A 15938-nucleotide genomic window follows, 5' to 3' on the forward strand; every position below is an offset into this window, starting at 1 on the left:
ACGACTCCGCACCACCCCGAACACCCGGGTACCTGCGGTCCGGGGCGAGGGGATCCCGTGTTTCGCCACGTGGGGCGGTGAGTTGGCGTCGCGCCATGGCGGACATGGCGGAATCCCTCGTGCCGGTGACGACCCAGCAGTCGCGTCCGGCCCGGTCGTCGATGACGCGGGCCCGCTGGACCGTCTTCCCGGTCGTCGCGGCCGCAGCCGCGTTCGCCTTCGGCACCGCCCCGTTCCAGGACCGGACGACAGCGGACGGTTGGATACCCCTGGCCGACATTGCCGGCGGCATGGGGTGTTACGTCTTTCTGCGCGGCGCGAACGTGGCCCGGAAACCGATGCGTCTGCACGGGCCGAACGACCGCTATCTGAGCACCCGGACCTGGACGGGGACCAGGACGATCGACCTCGCGGACCTGCGCCTGATCCGCGGCGCACGCCTGTATCCCGGCGCGGCGGGCACCACCGTCGACGTCATTCTGCGGGACGCGGCCGGTACTCGGGTAACCCTGCGGGACGAACGTGACCTCGGATTTCTCAGGGAGCACGTCGTCGCGGGCATGGACGCCTCGCGGATCCGGGTCGCCCGACTGGCGCGTGCCGACTTGGGCCTGGGCCCCGCCCGCCGGTGGCGCACGGCGGTGTATACGGCGTGCGGCCTGTTCGAGATGATCACGCCGATGTCGGTCATGACCTTGCCGCTGACGCTCTAGACACGCGAACGGTGCCCGATCCCGGCGACCGGCCGGGCATACCGGGGCACGGCGCACGCCACATACCGTGTCTCACGGTGCAGGCGGGTCGGGCTCGCCCGGGGCGGTTCATGATCGGCGCGCTGCGGGCCGAAGCCATGGGGGCGGGAAACGCGGGGCCCCTCACTCTCGGCAGTCGGATGGCGGGCACGAAAGCGCACACGTCGGAGGGGTGGGGACGTGAGCAGGCGACCGGGCCGGGGCTCGGTGGGCGGACCCCAGCCCGGTCGTCACTCGCGGCCGGCGACGGCACTCACACGCAGGCCAACCAATGGGTGGTGGCCTCGGACACGCAGACGCTCGTGGTCAGATGGCCGTTCACACCGAGCGCGTTGTTTCCGGGGTAGTAGAGCGCGGATTTTCCGTTCGCGGAGACCCGGTAGTCGGTCCAGGGCCCGGTGAGCGTGAACAGGACCGAACTGACGTCGTCCGCACGGTTGTAGATGACGCCGGTGACGCAGATGCGCTCGCCGTAGCGGGTTGTCGGGCTGCAGCGGTCGGCCGCCTGGGCCGGGGCCGCGGATACCACGCCGGCCGCGGTGGCGGCGGCGACGGCCAGGGTGGTGATCATCTTTCGGAACACGGTGCACCTCTTCTTCCATGAAGGTGAAGGAGACTGAAGTCGCGCCGCGCCGTGCGATGTACGGATCCGGATGGCACCGCGGGTGGCACGCGCAACGTGATGTGGTGTGTGGCGTGGCATGGCTGCACGGGTGGAGCGTCATCGCCGGCGAACGAGCCATGATTCCCCCGGAATCGAGGCGGCGGTCGTCTTCTCCGCCTCCGCCGCCGAAGTGGCGGCACAGCCAGGCTGTCGCCCGCGCCCGACGGAGTCACGTTTCCCGTACGAATCCGTACACCCCGCTCCTAGACTCGGGTTGCCCGATGCACGGATTCACGGGGGTGCGAACGTCATGAGTGGGCAGCGGGGCGGGATGCCGGATCCGGAGGGCGCCGCAGATCTGGGGCAGTTCGTCGAGTTGTTGGCAGACCTGCGGGCGTGGGCGGGGATGCCCTCGTACCGCACGCTCGCGAGACGGGTCGGGCCGCTGATGAGGCCCGCACGCGTGCTCTCGCTCTCCACGCTCGCGGACGTCTTCAGACCCGGGCGCCGTCGCCTGGACCTCGACCTCGTCACGGCGATCGTGCGGGCTCTGGGCGTGAGCGAAGACGAAGCCGGGCGCTGGCGCGAGAGCGGCATCAGAGTCCATCGGGACGCGAAGACGGGCGGACCCATCGGGGTGTTGCACCAACTCCCGGCGGACCTGGCCGTGTTCACCGGACGCGAGAAGGAACTCGCCGATCTGATCGCCACCACGACCGGTCCGGGCTCGCGGGCCACCACGGTGGTGATCTCCGCGATCGAGGGCATGGGCGGTGTGGGCAAGACCCAACTCGCCGTTCACGCCGCACATCACCTGGTCCGGTCAGGACACTTCACCGACGTCCAGCTCTACGTGAACCTGCACGGGTTCGACCCCGAGCACGAGCCCGCGGACCCGTCGGAGGTTCTGGCGGCGTTCCTTCGACAACTCGGAGTACCGGGTGCCCAGGTACCATCCGAGACGGGCGAGCGAGCGGCGATGTTCCGAGACCGAATGAGGGACAGGGCCTCCGTCCTCATCCTCGACAACGCCGGGGACGAGGAACAGGTCAGGGAGCTGATCCCGGCCCACTCCGGCTGCCTGGTCCTGATCACCAGCAGGCGCAGTCTCACGGGCCTGGACGGTGCGAAGATCCATCGGCTCGACGTCCTCGGCGACGCCGATGCGGTCGATCTGCTGACGGCCGTCGCGGGCGGGGAACGGATCGAGAGCGACCGCGTCGCGGCCGCGAAGGTCGCCCGAGCCTGCGGCAACCTCCCCCTGGCGTTGACGATAGCCGCGGCGCGGCTGCGGGCCCGTCCTTCCTGGACCGTTTTCGACCTGGTGGAACACCTGAACCGAGGGGGCCTGGACGCGATGACGGTCGGCCTGCGTTCGTTGCGGCGGGTGTTCGACCTGTCCTTCGACGCCCTACCCCCGCACAGACGGTTGATGTTCCTGCTGCTGGGGATCCAGCCCGGCACCGACGTGACGACGGAGGCGGCTGCGGCCCTGGCCGACGTCGGTCCGCGTGCGGCACGCGGCACGCTGGAAGCCCTGTGCGACGAATACCTCCTGCTGCAGCGTTCACCGGGACGGTTCGAACTCCACGACATTCTGCGTGCCTACGCGCTGGAGACGGCCGCCGACCGGCTCCCGCCGGCCGAGCGTGTCCCGGCCACGGATCGGCTGCTGACCTGGTACGCCCAAACGGTCGAGGCCGCCGCGACCACCCTCCTGCCCTCGCTGGGCCTGCCGCCCGCCTCCTGTTCGACCCTTCAGGCTCCCGCGACGCAGTTCACCGAACGCAGCGACGCCGTCGCCTGGTTGGAGGTCGAGCACGCCAATCTTCTCGCGGCGGCGACCGTCGCCATCGCTACCGGCCGGCTCGACGCCGCGTGGCGGATTCCGGCCGCCGCCTCGGTGTTGCGGGCCGTGAACCAGAACTGGCTCCAGTGCGAAGCCCTGCTCACCGAAGCCCTGTCTGCGGTCCGGCATACCGGCGATCTCGCCGCACAGGCCTGGCTCCGGAACCGCCTGGGCGCGACAGCCACCGAACTGGGCCGGACGAGGGAGGCGGAGGCGATGTTCACCGAGGCCCTTGCCGCGCGGCGCCGCCTCGGGGACCGCGACGGAGAGGCCGCGGTGCTCAACAACCTCGTCATCTTCTACGGCCGCACCGACCGCCCCCGACTGGGCCTCGAACACTCCGTCCTCGCTTTGGAGTTGGCCCGACGCGAAGGCAACACCGACCGCGAGGCGTCCGCTCTCAACGCCATGGCGGCCTGCCTGTCCCGGCTCGGCCGCAATGCGGAGGCCCTGGAAGTGATGCTCGAAGTGGTGGCGATCCGCGAACGGCGCGGCGACGGCCACCGCCTCGCCCTGGCGTACGTCGTCACCGGTTCACGGCACCTCGACCTGGGCCGATTCGAGGCGGCGGAGGTCTGCGACGTCAAGGCGCGCGAGATCGCTCGCCGCAGCGGTGATCGCTTCGGGGAGGGCGAGGCACTTCTCGGACAGGGCAAGGCCCTGCTCGGACAGGGACGGCGGACGCTCGCGAAAAGCCGCCTGCGGGAAGCGGCCGACATCTTCGAGGAACTGGACGCCGGAGACTACCTGGCCGAGGCTCGCCGGTTCATGACGGACGCCGACGGGTGAAGGAGCCCGCGGCCGCCGGGCACGCCGTCGGCTCGGCCCAGTCGACCGTGTCGAGTGCCGCCGCGTAGCGCTCCGACGCAACGGGCGAGGTTCAGGAGAGATCTTCACTGTCTCCCCACAATGGGATCTCCCGGAAGGGCTCCTCCCCGCCCAGGAGTGCGATGCTCCCGGGGGTGGTCGCCTTCAGGTCCGCGCTGGGCACCAACGCCTTCGTCTCGATCGTTTGTCCAGGACGCGGGGGACCAGCCGGGCGCCCGAGGCGGTCTCGAAGACCTGCCGGGGACGGGGCGGGCGGTGGTGGTGGTGCTGCTGCTCTGCGCCCATGCGTTCGTCCCTGCGGGCGTCGTTGCGGACCGTCTCCGCAGGTCGGTTGTGAAACTCCCGGGCGCCAGGCCCGGATCGGGGGAGTCGGGGCTGTCGCCAGTGATCGACACGAACGCCGTGTACCGCCCGCACACCGCCGCCGTCCCGGGCGCGGCTGCGGCGCCGGAGGCGCACCGGGCAACGTCCCGGCCGCGGCCCGAGCCGCCGAAGCGCCCTGGCCGCAGGCGGCGACAGCGCCGACATGGCCGCCCGCGCCGGCCGGACCCCGAAGTGCGCGGCGATGAGGCGACGGTCGCCGCGCCGTTTTTCCTCGACCCGTCTCCCAAGGTGGATCAGGCGCCCGCTCCGCCGGAGCTCGCAGGTGAGCGCATCCGACAAGGCGGCGGCGAACTTGCCGACAGGGTAGCTGACTTCGTGCAGCACCCGGCGACTCAGACCGCTGACTTGCCGACGGATCTCACGCGGCGGTGCGCGGGCGACGATCTTCCCCGCGACCAGGATGGCCACGCGTCCGCAGAGGCGTTCGACCTCGTCGAGCCGATGTGTGGTCAGGAGGATTGCCGTGCCGGCCGCCTTCAGCTTCTCGATGACGTCCCCGAGTCGGTTGTCGGGCCCTGCTTCTTCTCCTCTTGCCCAAGGTCTCGGTTCCTCTCGGACGGTTTCGGGCGGAGGTGACGACGAGCGGGGCGTGCGGGGTCGTGAAGGCGGGGCGTGGGGTGTCCGCGGCGGCACGGGACCGGTTGCGTGACGACGGGCGCGCCATCGGCGTGCGGACTGGTGATTTCGCCCGGCGTCGTCGCGGAGACGGCGCGGAACCACCATGGGCGGGTGCCCCCGAGCGCGCCGGCTGCGGGCCCGGTGGGGCCGACCACGGTGTGACGGATCGGTTCACCCGCGCGCCGCTCCGCGGTGCCGGCGGTTCGAGTCGCGGTGGGCGGAGTCGTACTGCTCGAGGAGGGGGCGCCTGCGGTCCCACGTCTTCAGGCGGCCGTTCTGCTCGGCCTGTCGGCGGGCGATGCCGGACAGCGCTTCGAGGACGATGCGGCTGCCGAGCATCGCGGTGATGTCGGCGTGGTCGTGGCCGGGGGCGACCTCGACGACCTCGACACCGACGATGGGTAGTTCGTAGGCCAGGCGGCGAACGCTGTCCAGGAGTTGGCGCGAGGTCAGGCCGCCGGGCTCCGGAGTCCCGGTCCCGGGGGCCATGCCGGGGTCGACGACATCGACGTCCACCGAGAGGTAGACGCCGTCGCAGTCGTCCAGTGCCGTGCGCGACGCCTCGGCCAGGCAGGTTTCCAGGCCGCGTTCCACGATCTCGGTCATCTCGTAGGAGCGCATGCCCTGTTCGGCCATCCACTCCAGAGTGTCGGGGCCGGGCCAGTAGCCGCGCAGGCCCAACTGCAGGAAACGGTCGCTGCGGGCCGCGCCCGATTCGAGCAGGCGGCGCATCGGCTGGCCGTGGGCGATGAGGGAACCGTGGCAGATGTCGCCGGTGTCGGCGTGTGCGTCGAAGTGGACGACCGAGACCCGGCCCCAGCCGACCGCGCGTGCGACGCCGGTGACGTTCGGGAGGGCGATCGAGTGGTCGCCGCCGAGTATGAGGGGCGTCTTGCCGGCGGCCGAGACGGTGTTCACGGCCCGTTCCAACGCGGCGTGTGCCTCCTGTGCGTTGCCGCTGAACATCATGACGTCGCCGGCGTCCATGACGCGCAGGTCGAGAAGTCCGTCCACGCCCAGCGCGAGGGAGGGCCGGCTGCCGTCGTGTTCGAGGTAGCAGGCCTGCCGAATGGCCTTGGGCCCGAAGCGGGCGCCGGAACGGTACGAGGTGCCGCCGTCGTAGGGTGCGCCGAGGATGACCACCTGGGCGTCATCCCACGTGGAGCGTTCGTCCAGGTTGCAGGGAGGGACGCCGAGGAATGTGACGTCGGGGCCGTACATCGCGCCATAGCGGGTCATGGGGGAGTCCTTTGCATCATGCGGAACGGGCCGCCGGGCCGACTTGTTGCGGTGCGGCGCCGTGCGGAGCGGGGAGCAGGTCCGTCGATCGGCGAACGGGTACGCCAAAGCGGGTGCGCACACCACGCTTTGCCCGACCCGCCCACCCGTCGCGGCGCCCACCGCGCCAGGCCCAAATCCTCACAGCCTTGCGCCACCACAAGGTATGGAGGAGCTTTCGACAGCGCTCCATATGGTCTATGGAGGCTGCGCGTCACCCGCCGGTTGTTCGGCTGCCCGGTGGGGCGGTTCGGTCAGGGCACCCTTCGGATCGATGCCACGCGGTGCAGTTCCTCTCGTACCCGCTCCACCAGAGCAGGCCGTGGGCCTTGGGGGGTGAGGAACCGGACGCTGCGAGAGCCGAGGACCTGCACGGCGGGGCGGACGACGACGTCGTACCCCTCCTCCACGGCGAGTTCGGGTACGAGAGCGACGGCGGTGCCGGCTGCGACGAACCCGTGGACCACACCGTAATCATCGGTCCTGAGCACCGTCCGGGGGCGGAACCCAAGGGACTGGCACGTCGCGAAGAGAGTCTGGTCGCTGGGGTCGTACGAGCCGCGAGAGACGATCCACCCGTCGTCGGCGAGCAGTTCGATATCGACAGGACCCACCGACCGGGCCTGAGGGTGCGACGCGGGGAGCAACACCCGGTACGGATCGTCGAACAGGGTTTCGGCCCGTATGTCGGCGCCGTATCGTGCCTCGGCTCCACCGATGTCGTAGATCACGGCGCAGTGCAGCGACCCGGCTCGTACCTGTGCGACCAGATCGAGTGGTTCGGCCTCGATCAACTCGACGCGCACACCCGAACCGATCGCGGCGTCCCGTACGGCCCGGGGGAGCAACCGCGAGGCCGCGGAGTGGAAGGCGCCGATGCGCAGCGTCGACACGCCGTGTTTCATCCGGGCCTCGACATCCGCCTCGACCGCTTCGATCCGGTCGAGGACAGCGCCCGCATGCTCCAGAACCGTCGTGCCGAGGTCCGTCAGGATCGCCCCGGTGGGACCGCGCTCCACCAGCTTGGCCCCCAAGTGCGCCTCCAGCGCTGCGAGGTGGTAGCTGATGGTCGGTTGTCCGTAGTGGAGTTCGCGGGCGGCCCCGGCCAACGAACCGCTCGAGGCGATGGCGCGGAGAACCTGAAACTGGCGAAGATCGAGCATCCATACATGCTATGTATCCCGGCTGCGCAGCCGGCCTCGTTCAGATTGCCTCCGTGTCCTACACGCGCCGCCCGTCTGGTCGACAGCGGAAGCTCTACGATGCTTTCGGTCGCACGATCACGCAGCCCAGCGGGGCCGACAGGACTCATGGTGCCAACGACCTCGTCCGGCGAACAGGCAGTCGGTGATGAGGCCGGGAGGCACCGGTCTCACCGCGGTAGGAGTCGTCATGGGCCGGAACAGCGTTGCCATCCGGCGCCCCGCACCGATACCGACACCCTGACCACACACGTCGGGGACGAGCTGTGGACCCCCGACGGCCACTCGGTGCTCCACCGGGCCGGGAAAAGCCTCTCCTCCATGGGCCCGCACACCGCGGCAACCCGCCACTGGACAGCGCCTCGCTGCCGACGCCGGCCGGTTGCTCGGGACCCGAACGTCCCGACACCGTCGTGGCGGCGAACGTTCCGCGGGTCCGGTGCAACCAGTGCCGGACACGATTTGGGTTCCGACGGACGAGATTCCGATAGGCCGCAGGTGGTTTGCGGCCGGCCGTCATCGCGCGTCCGAGCATGGACCGCGTGGACGGTCTTCCGAGGACGGGATGCGCGACCCGGTCGAGGCGGACGAGGGTGACACGGAACCCGACTGGTGGGACGAGGACTTGCACGACTTCTCGCCGTCCTGACCCTGGTGACGCGGGGCGTGGTGTCCCGACCGGTCGGACTCTCGCCGCGCGGACGCCCTGACCCGGTCCGGCGAACGCCTCGGTCCACCCGGACTGCGGTGCCCTGCGCGACCGACCACGTTGCCCGGGCACGGCCGGGCCGGGGCGCACGGGTACGCTGCGCGGGGCGGTCGCCGTACCCGCTCGCCACGCCGCGACCGGTGCCGGAGCCGCACGCCGAGGTCATTTCGTCAGAGGAGCCACACCCTGGGGGCACCGGCGGAACTCGTCGTCTTTGCCACCGAACTCGCCGACCACGTACGCCGGGCCAAGGGCGGCGTCTGGACGCCGGAACACATCGGCCTTCGCGAGACCCTGCCGCTCACCGCTCTCGGCAGTGTCGACCAGAAGGCACTGCGGGCGGGGCGACCCCGGGGCGCGGCCCGCGCCCCGCGGTCACCCCGAGAGGACCGCGTCCACACGGCGGGCCCGAGGCTCGGGCGCGCGCCCGGCCGACGGAACCCGATCGCGAAACCCGATCGCGGAACCCGCCGTGGTCGCGTCGCAACGCACGACGTCGAGCGACCCGGACGTCACCGGGATGTGGTCAGGTAGTCCCGGATCGCGTCGCGGTTGTGGGTCAGGCAGGCTATGCGTTCTTCGAGCTGCGCCAATTCGTTGTCAAGGAGCGCCACGAGTTCCGGCCCGGGCGAAGGCGGCAGGGTCAGCGCGCCCTGCAGACACGGGATGACCGAGCGCAACGCGCGCGTCGACAGCCCCGCGTCGATCAGCCCCCGGATCTGTTGGACGCACGCTATGGCGTTGTCCGGATAGTCGCGGTAGCCGTTCTCGCTGCGGGCCGGCCGGAGCAGGCCCTGCTCCTCGTAATAGCGCAGCAGCCGCGCGCTGACGCCGGTGCGTCGCGACAACTCGCCGATCCTCATCCGCACCACCCCACGTCGCCGGATTTGACCTTCACACCGATGTGAGACTCCTAGCGTTCCGACCATGTCCAGTGAAGTGCAACCCTCGACGACCGCGCCCGTCGCGGCCACTGCTTCGAACAATCCGGCAACGCCCACCGATTCGGCCATGTCGACCGCCTCGGAGCCCAGATGGCCGCTGGGTGGGCTGCTCACCCTGTCGGCGGCGGTGTTCGTCGCCTTGACGACCGAGATGCTACCGTCCGGGCTCCTTCCGACGACGGCCCGTGACCTGGGTGTGTCCGAAGTCGCGGCCGGGTTCCTGGTGAGCGCGTTCGCGTACGCGATGGCGCTCGGCGCGATACCACTGACCGCGGCCACCCGGCGCCGGCCGCGGCGCTCGCTGATGATCGGTACGTTGGTCGGGTTCGTGGTGGTCAACGCGGCAACGGCGATTTCCGGGAGTTATCCGCTCACCCTCGTGGCCCGGGCCGTCGGAGGGCTGCTCGCGGGCGTGTTCTGGTCGATGGCGGCGGCGTACGCGGTCCGCATGGTCGCCCCCGACCGGGTCGGCCGCGCGGTGGCGATCGTCTTCGCGGGCCAAGCGGCGGCTTTGACGATCGGCATACCGCTGGGCACGGCCGTCGGGACCGCGGTCGGCTGGAGAACAGCTTTCGCGGGCCTGGCCGTGTCGGCCCTCCTCCTCGCGGTACTCGCGGCCCGCACCCTGCCCGCGTTGCCCGGTGACCGATCGATCGCGCGGGCACGCGTGATCGACGTGCTCCGGACACCCGGCGTGGTGGTCGTCGCGGGCACCACGACGGTCGTGATGCTGGGGCATTTCGCCGCGTACAGCTACATCGTGCGACTGCTGGAGCGCGCCGGCCTCGGCGAGTCCACGGTCGGATGGGTATTGCTCGCCTACGGTGCGGCCGGCGCGGTGGGCGTCGGAGCCGCGGCGGCATCGGTCGACCGTCGCCCACGCGGCGCCCTGCTGACCACTTTGGGTGTGCTGACCGCCGGTGTCCTCGCGCTCGCCCTCGCCGGCCGGCACACGGTCGCGGCGGTTGCGGCGGTCGCGGCCTGGGGCCTGGCGTTCGGGGCACTCCCCACACTCCTGCACGCGGCGGTGGTACGCGCGGCCCCCGCGACGCCGGAAGTCGCCGACGCCGTGCTGAACTCCGGCTTCAACATCGGCATAGGTACGGGTGCGATCGTCGGCGGTCGGATCCTGGCGACGGTCGGGATCGCGGCGGTGCCATGGATTGCGCTCGCCCTGATCCTGGCGGGTACGGGCGTGGCGGTGGCGGCCCGCCGTACCGGGTTCCCGAGACTGTCGAAGGACCGGGCGGGCTGACCGGCCCCGAGTTTCGGGTTCCGGGCAGCCGTCTCGCGACGACGCATGCGTGCAAACGCCGCTGTACACAGCCACCACGATCACTTCCTGCACGTCGGAATGCACGCCGCCGTCCCGCCCCGCAGGCGGGCCGGGACGGTCGGTGGGTCGGTACATGGCCGGGGCGGCCGGGGCTCGGTTCGGGTCGCGCCGGCCGAGGCCCGCCCGGCGGCGAGGGCGGCGCCGGCCAGGCACACGACCGCGGCGATGATCGCCGCGGTGTGTACGCCGTTCATGAAGGCCTGGCCTGTTTTCGGCAGGTTGTTAGAGAGCCATCCCGGCAGTCAGATCGAGGGCCAGAGTTCGGGCAACGAGTTTCGGAGCCACGTGGTCTGATCGTGTGAGACATGCCGCTTTCGGCGTAATGGGGAAGTTGGTCCGTTCGGCGGGGTCAGGCTTGCGCTGTTTGTGTTCATGGTCGTGTCAGGAGACCGATGCGCAAGTCGCGTGAGTGGTTGTACGAGCGGATCAGGCGGGATCGCCGGGTGGATCCGGGTGTGTCGCAGCGGGAGTTGGCCCAGAAGTACGGGGTGTCGCGGAACACGGTGGCTGCCGCGTTGGTGTCGCCGGTGCCGCCGAAGCGGAAGAGCCCGCCGCCGCGGGTGAGCGTGCTGGAGCCGGTGAAGGCGTTCATCGACGCGATGCTGCGGGCGGACCTGGACGGGCCGCGCAAGCAGCGGCACACGGTCGACCGGGTGGTGCAGCGCCTCGCGGCGGAGCACGACTTCGAGCTGGCGTCCTACTCGACGATCCGCAACTACATGCGGTTCCGGCGGCCGGTGATTCAGGCCGAGGCGTTGGAGGGGCGCCGGCACCTGGAGGGGACGGTCCCGCAGGAGAAGCGACCGGGCGAGGAGGCGGAGGTCGACTTCGCGGACGTGTGGCTGGACCTGGCCGGGGAGCGCCGCAAGTGCGTGTTGTTCACACTGCGCATGTCCTACAGCGGCAAGGCGGTGCACCGCGTGTTCGCGACCCCGTCCCAGGAGGCGTTCCTGGAAGGGCACGTGGAGGCGTTCGAGGCGCTGGGCGGCTGCCCGGCGGTCCACATCCGGTACGACAACCTCAAGCCCGCGGTCAAGGCGGTGTGTTTCGGGCGGTCGCGGACGGAGACCTCGCGGTGGGCGTCCTTCCGGTCGTGGTTCTCCTTCGAGCCGTTCTACTGCATCCCGGGCGAGGAGGGCGCGCACGAGAAGGGCGGGGTTGAGCACGAGGGCGGCCGGTTCCGCCGCAAGCACCTCGTTCCGCCGCCCGCGGTCGAGTCGTTGTCGGAGCTGAACGAGCGGCTGGCGGCGATCGACCTGGCCGAGGACGCGCGGCACGTCCACGGCCGGCCGACCTCGATCGGGTTCGACTTCGAGCGGGAGCGCGAGCTGCTGCGGCCGCTGCCCGCGGACGACTTCGAGACCGGCACGGACCTGACGCCGGTGGTCCACCGCAACGGCCGGATCACGGTGCGGCAGGCGTATTACTCCGTTCCGGCCCGGTTCATCGGCTCCAAGGTCCGGGTCCGGTTGCGGGCGAACGAGCTGTGGGTGTTCGACAAGCGCGAGGTCGTCGCGCGGCACCCCAGGCTGACGCGCCGCTACTCCTACCACGACATCCTCGACTACTACCTGGAGATCCTGCTGGTCAAGCCCGGCGCGTTCGCCGGGGCCGCCGCGCTGGCCCAGGCCCGCGCGGAAGGGGTGTTCACCTCCGCGCACGAGGAGTTCTGGGCCGCGGCGAAAGCCAAGTGCGGGGAGCGCGAGGGCACCCGGATGCTCATCGAGGTGCTGCTTTTGCACCGGCAGCTGCCCGCCGACGCGATGGCGGCCGCGCTGCGGACCGCAGTGCGGATCGGGTCGGTCAGCGCGGACCTGGTCGCGATCGAGGCCCGCAAGTTCGCCGAGGGCCCCGCCGACGACGCCACCGCGCTTCCGCCGGGTGAGGCGGACGGCGGGCGGGTGATCGTCCTGCACGGGCGGCGGCTGCCGCCGGACACGAGGCCGCTGCCGGACATGGCCAAGTACGACCGGCTGCTGCGGCTGGCCCTTCCCCACTCCGACCGTCGTGACCAGCACGGCGAGCACCAGCAGAGAGGCAGCAGCGCATGAGCCCCACCCCCTCCGGGCCGGCCACCGCCGAGCACGCCGCCGACGCGGCACGGGAGGTGGCTGTGGAGGTGTTCGACCGGCACGTCCCGCCCTCGCGGGTCCCGCTCCCGGATTCGGAGTGGGAGGACCAGGTCATCGACGAGGCATGCCGCGAGCTGCGGCTGCCGACCATCCGCGCCAGGTTCGAGGAACTGGCGGGGACCGCCGCGCGGGAGAAGTACTCCTACAAGCAGTTCCTCGCCGACCTTTTGCAGGTCGAGTGCGTGGACCGCGACACCCGCCGCAAGCAGCGCATGGTCCGGGCGGCGAAGTTCCCGAGGCAGAAGCGGATGGAGGAGTACGACCCGACCTGGAACCCGAACGTCCCGCCCGAGGTCGTCGGCCTGATCACCGACCCGTCCTGGGTCCGCGAGGGCCGCCCGCTGGTGCTGATCGGCGACTCCGGGACCGGTAAGTCGCACCTGCTGATCGGCGCCGGGACCGCGGCCGCCGAGGCCGGGCTGTCGGTCCGCTACACCACCACCTCCGCGCTGGTGAACGAGCTGGCCGAGGCCGAACAGGCCCGTCGGCTCTCGTCGGTGATCGCCCGCTACAGCAAGGTCGATCTCCTGTGCTTGGACGAGTTCGGCTACCTGAATCTTGATGAGAAGGGCGCGAAGCTGCTGTTCCAGATCTTCACCGAGCGTGAGGAACGCAAGTCCACCGCGGTCGCGAGCAACGCGTCTTTCACCGAGTGGGACCGCACCTTCACCGATCCGAGGCTCTGCGCGGCCATCGCGGACCGGCTCACGTTCAAGGGCATCCTCGTCCAGACCGGATCCGAGTCGTTCCGTCTGCGGGCCACCGAAGCCGAACACGCCGCCGAAGCAGCCCGGAACGGGCGGCTCTGAACCTGCCTCAGCAATTCAAGTACTTGACCATCGCGTCGCCGGCATCCGCCGCGGCGCGGTATTCGGCACAGGGCGGGAGAACAGCTGCGAACGGCGGGTGTTAGCTTCCTTCCCGTGGTGGAGTATCAGGAGGAGACCAGGTCGGCCTACGACGGGGTCGTGGAGCTGTATGCGTCGTTGTTCGCTGATCGGCTGGAGACGCAGCCGTTCTCGCGGAACATGATCGGCATCTTCGCCGAGCTGGTGCGTGGGACGGGGAACCCGCGGGTGGCCGATGTCGGCTGCGGGCCCGGACATCTGACGGCCATGCTGCATGACCTGGGGCTGGACGCCTTCGGGCTCGACCTCTCCCCGGCCATGGTCGACCACGCCCGGCGGGCCCATCCGGCGCTGCGGTTCGACGAGGCGCGGATGGAGGCCCTGCCGGTCGAGGACGGCGCGCTCGGCGGCGTGCTGGCCCACTACTCGATGATCCACACCCCTCCCGAAGAACTACCCGCGCTGCTCGCCGAGCAGGCGCGTGTCCTGGCACCAGGGGGCCTGCTCCTGGCCTCGTTCTTCGCGACCGACGGACCCGAGCCGGTCCGCTTCGACCACAAGGTGACACCCGCCTATAGCTGGCCGGCGGACCGGTTCGCCGAGCTGCTGGCCCGGGCCGGGCTCGTCACGTTCGCCCGGCTGCTCCACGACCCGGCCTCTGAGCGGGGCTTCCTCGACGCCCACTTGCTGGCCCGCCTCCGCTAGAGCATGGCCTTCGCAGCGGAACAGGCGCTGCCACCTGCGTACCACCGGGCCCTCGCGCACCACGCCTGTCAGGGACACGGCCGCGCGAGGGCCCGGCCCACTCACGCTATTGCGGACCCGAGGGCCTCTACGCCGACCGCGATCCCGGCACACCCGAAGTCACCCGAAAGGGATGGCTCTCAAACTCGTTGCCCGAACCGGACCTGAACAACAGTCCACGCCCACCACGAACGGAGCAACCTGGCTCCCGATCACGTTGCCCGAGTGGCTCCGAAACAACCTGTCGAAAACAGCCTGGCCGCTGCCCTCGATGATCTGGGTACGCAACTGGGCGGGCATGTCGGGGGAGACGGGTGCCACGCCCATTGCCACGGCGTCCTTGGCGGCGAGCATGGCCTCGGTGGTCGACGCCGGGACTCCGGCGGAGGTGAACTCGTCGCTCATCGTCGAACCGGCACGACTGCCGATGACGGACATGAGCACGGACGTGCCCAGGGCGCCGCCGACCTGTAGGGCCGTGGCCTGCAAGCCACCGGCCACGCCGCCGTCCTGGACGGGGGCGTTGCCCACGATCGCGTCCGAGGAGGCCGCCATGACCATGCCGACGCCGAGGCCGAGCGCGATGAACGGCGGCCACATCACCGTGAACGAGGAGTCGACGTCCCACGCGAGGATGCCCAACGCGGCGGCGGCTTGGAGCAGCATGCCGGTCGGCATGCTCACCCGGGCGCCGAGGCGTTCGGTCATCGCCGCGCCGAGCGGGGCGGCCACGACCGAGGAGAGGCTGAGCGGCAGGGTCCGTACGCCGGCTTCGACCGGGGTGAAGCCCCGCACGTTCTGCAGATACAGCATGACGAAGAAGATCACGCCGAGCAGGACGAAGAAGTTCACGGCGGTGACGATGGTGCCGATCGTCAATGCCCGGTTGCGGAACAGCCGCATCGGCAGCAGCGGGTGCGCGATGCGCGTCTCGTACCACCCGAACACGAGCAACACGACGACCCCCGCTCCGATCACGCCGATGGTCGAGGCATCGCTCCAGCCCCAGGTTTCGCCCTTGACGACGCCGAAGACGAGCAGCAGCAGTCCGAGCGCGAGGATCAGCACGCCGGGGATGTCGAACCGGTGGTGTCCGGTGGGGTTCTTGCTCTGCGGTAGCACCACGAGGCCGAAGGCGACGGCGGCCACGCCGATCGGGGCGTTGATGTAGAACACGGACTCCCAGTTGACGTGTTCCACGAGCAGTCCGCCCACGATCGGGCCGATCGCGGTGGAAACCGACGAGACCATCGCCCAGATGCCCACCGCCATACCGAACTTCTTGGGCGGGAAGACGGCGCGCAGCAGGCCGAGGGTGTTGGGCATCAGCAGCGCGCCGAAGAACCCTTGCGCCGCTCGGAACGCGATCACGCCTTCGATCGAGCCGGCCGGCCCGATCGCCACCGACGCGAGGGTGAAGCCGACCACGCCCACCAGGTAGAACGTCCGGCGACCGAAGCGGTCGCCGAGCTTGCCGCCCAGGATCAGCGCGGCGGCCAGAGCCAGGAGATAGGAGTTGGTGACCCATTGCAGGTCGGCGGTCGAGGCGTTCAGGTCGCGGCCGATCTCCGGGTTGGCGATCGCCACGACCGAACTGTCCAGGCCGACCATGAACAGGCCGAAGGCCACGGCTACCCGTCGGGGCGACTCGACTGGCAGGACGCTGGTCAAGGGGAAAACGGGGGCGGCTGTCGACGTTGTGGTGGTGCC

Annotated in this window: 11 protein-coding genes; 6 read left to right on the plus strand and 5 right to left on the minus strand. The window is 70.5% G+C overall.

The annotated features are described in order from the left end of the window. Positions 1–104: 104 nt before the first annotated feature. Positions 105–713, plus strand: a complete 609-nt coding sequence (locus ABZ374_RS21930) for a hypothetical protein (RefSeq protein ID WP_360313516.1) — start codon at positions 105–107, stop codon at positions 711–713. Between the two features lie 292 nt (positions 714–1005). Here ABZ374_RS21930 and ABZ374_RS21935 read toward each other — a convergent pair whose 3' ends face one another. After that, positions 1006–1335, minus strand: coding sequence for a hypothetical protein (locus tag ABZ374_RS21935; RefSeq protein WP_360313518.1), 330 nt, complete (start codon positions 1333–1335; stop codon positions 1006–1008). 331 nt (positions 1336–1666) lie between these two features. On the opposite strand from ABZ374_RS21935, the gene ABZ374_RS21940 reads away from it, so the two are divergent. Next, the gene (locus ABZ374_RS21940) at positions 1667–3994 is read left to right on the plus strand and encodes a tetratricopeptide repeat protein (RefSeq protein ID WP_360313520.1); all 2328 of its coding nucleotides are present in this window, start codon (positions 1667–1669) and stop codon (positions 3992–3994) included. Between the two features lie 1212 nt (positions 3995–5206). Here the strand turns inward: ABZ374_RS21940 and speB are convergent. The 3 genes from speB to ABZ374_RS21955 all read right to left on the minus strand — a co-directional run bounded on the left by speB (position 5207) and on the right by ABZ374_RS21955 (position 9087). Continuing rightward, positions 5207–6274 (minus strand): agmatinase, encoded by a 1068-nt coding sequence (gene speB / locus ABZ374_RS21945; RefSeq protein ID WP_360313522.1) that lies wholly within the window; start codon positions 6272–6274, stop codon positions 5207–5209. 293 nt (positions 6275–6567) lie between these two features. Further along, entirely contained in the window at positions 6568–7476 is a 909-nt protein-coding gene (locus ABZ374_RS21950; protein WP_360313524.1) for a LysR family transcriptional regulator, read from the minus strand. 1260 nt (positions 7477–8736) lie between these two features. Further along, positions 8737–9087, minus strand: a complete 351-nt coding sequence (locus tag ABZ374_RS21955) for a MerR family transcriptional regulator (protein WP_360313526.1) — start codon at positions 9085–9087, stop codon at positions 8737–8739. Positions 9088–9235: 148 nt separating this feature from the next. On the opposite strand from ABZ374_RS21955, the gene ABZ374_RS21960 reads away from it, so the two are divergent. The 4 genes from ABZ374_RS21960 (at position 9236) to ABZ374_RS21975 (ending at position 14189) form a co-directional block, all read left to right on the plus strand. Further along, the gene (locus ABZ374_RS21960) at positions 9236–10423 is read left to right on the plus strand and encodes an MFS transporter (protein WP_360313528.1); all 1188 of its coding nucleotides are present in this window, start codon (positions 9236–9238) and stop codon (positions 10421–10423) included. 473 nt (positions 10424–10896) lie between these two features. Then, the gene (istA, locus tag ABZ374_RS21965) at positions 10897–12555 is read left to right on the plus strand and encodes an IS21 family transposase (RefSeq protein ID WP_360313530.1); all 1659 of its coding nucleotides are present in this window, start codon (positions 10897–10899) and stop codon (positions 12553–12555) included. Then, the gene (istB, locus tag ABZ374_RS21970; RefSeq protein ID WP_360313532.1) at positions 12552–13445 is read left to right on the plus strand and encodes an IS21-like element helper ATPase IstB; all 894 of its coding nucleotides are present in this window, start codon (positions 12552–12554) and stop codon (positions 13443–13445) included. Before istA ends, istB begins: the two co-directional genes overlap by 4 nt. 114 nt (positions 13446–13559) lie before the next feature. Continuing rightward, positions 13560–14189, plus strand: coding sequence for a class I SAM-dependent methyltransferase (locus ABZ374_RS21975; RefSeq protein ID WP_360313534.1), 630 nt, complete (start codon positions 13560–13562; stop codon positions 14187–14189). 159 nt (positions 14190–14348) lie between these two features. Here the strand turns inward: ABZ374_RS21975 and ABZ374_RS21980 are convergent, their stop codons facing one another. Then, entirely contained in the window at positions 14349–15899 is a 1551-nt protein-coding gene (locus ABZ374_RS21980) for an MFS transporter (RefSeq protein WP_360313536.1), read from the minus strand. Positions 15900–15938: the final 39 nt, after the last annotated feature.

This window comes from Embleya sp. NPDC005971 (assembly GCF_040629175.1).
In the GTDB taxonomy this organism is placed as follows: Bacteria; Actinomycetota; Actinomycetes; order Streptomycetales; family Streptomycetaceae; genus Embleya.

Bases quoted from the DNA above. Each gene is read 5' to 3' on its own strand.
- ABZ374_RS21960 (WP_360313528.1), top strand. From the start codon at position 9,236: ATGTCGACCGCCTCGGAGCCCAGATGGCCGCTGGGTGGGCTGCTCACC.
- istA (WP_360313530.1), top strand. From the start codon at position 10,897: ATGCGCAAGTCGCGTGAGTGGTTGTACGAGCGGATCAGGCGGGATCGC.
- ABZ374_RS21930 (WP_360313516.1), top strand. From the start codon at position 105: ATGGCGGAATCCCTCGTGCCGGTGACGACCCAGCAGTCGCGTCCGGCC.
- istB (WP_360313532.1), top strand. From the start codon at position 12,552: ATGAGCCCCACCCCCTCCGGGCCGGCCACCGCCGAGCACGCCGCCGAC.
- ABZ374_RS21950 (WP_360313524.1), bottom strand. From the start codon at position 7,476: ATGCTCGATCTTCGCCAGTTTCAGGTTCTCCGCGCCATCGCCTCGAGC.
- ABZ374_RS21940 (WP_360313520.1), top strand. From the start codon at position 1,667: ATGAGTGGGCAGCGGGGCGGGATGCCGGATCCGGAGGGCGCCGCAGAT.
- speB (WP_360313522.1), bottom strand. From the start codon at position 6,274: ATGACCCGCTATGGCGCGATGTACGGCCCCGACGTCACATTCCTCGGC.
- ABZ374_RS21955 (WP_360313526.1), bottom strand. From the start codon at position 9,087: ATGAGGATCGGCGAGTTGTCGCGACGCACCGGCGTCAGCGCGCGGCTG.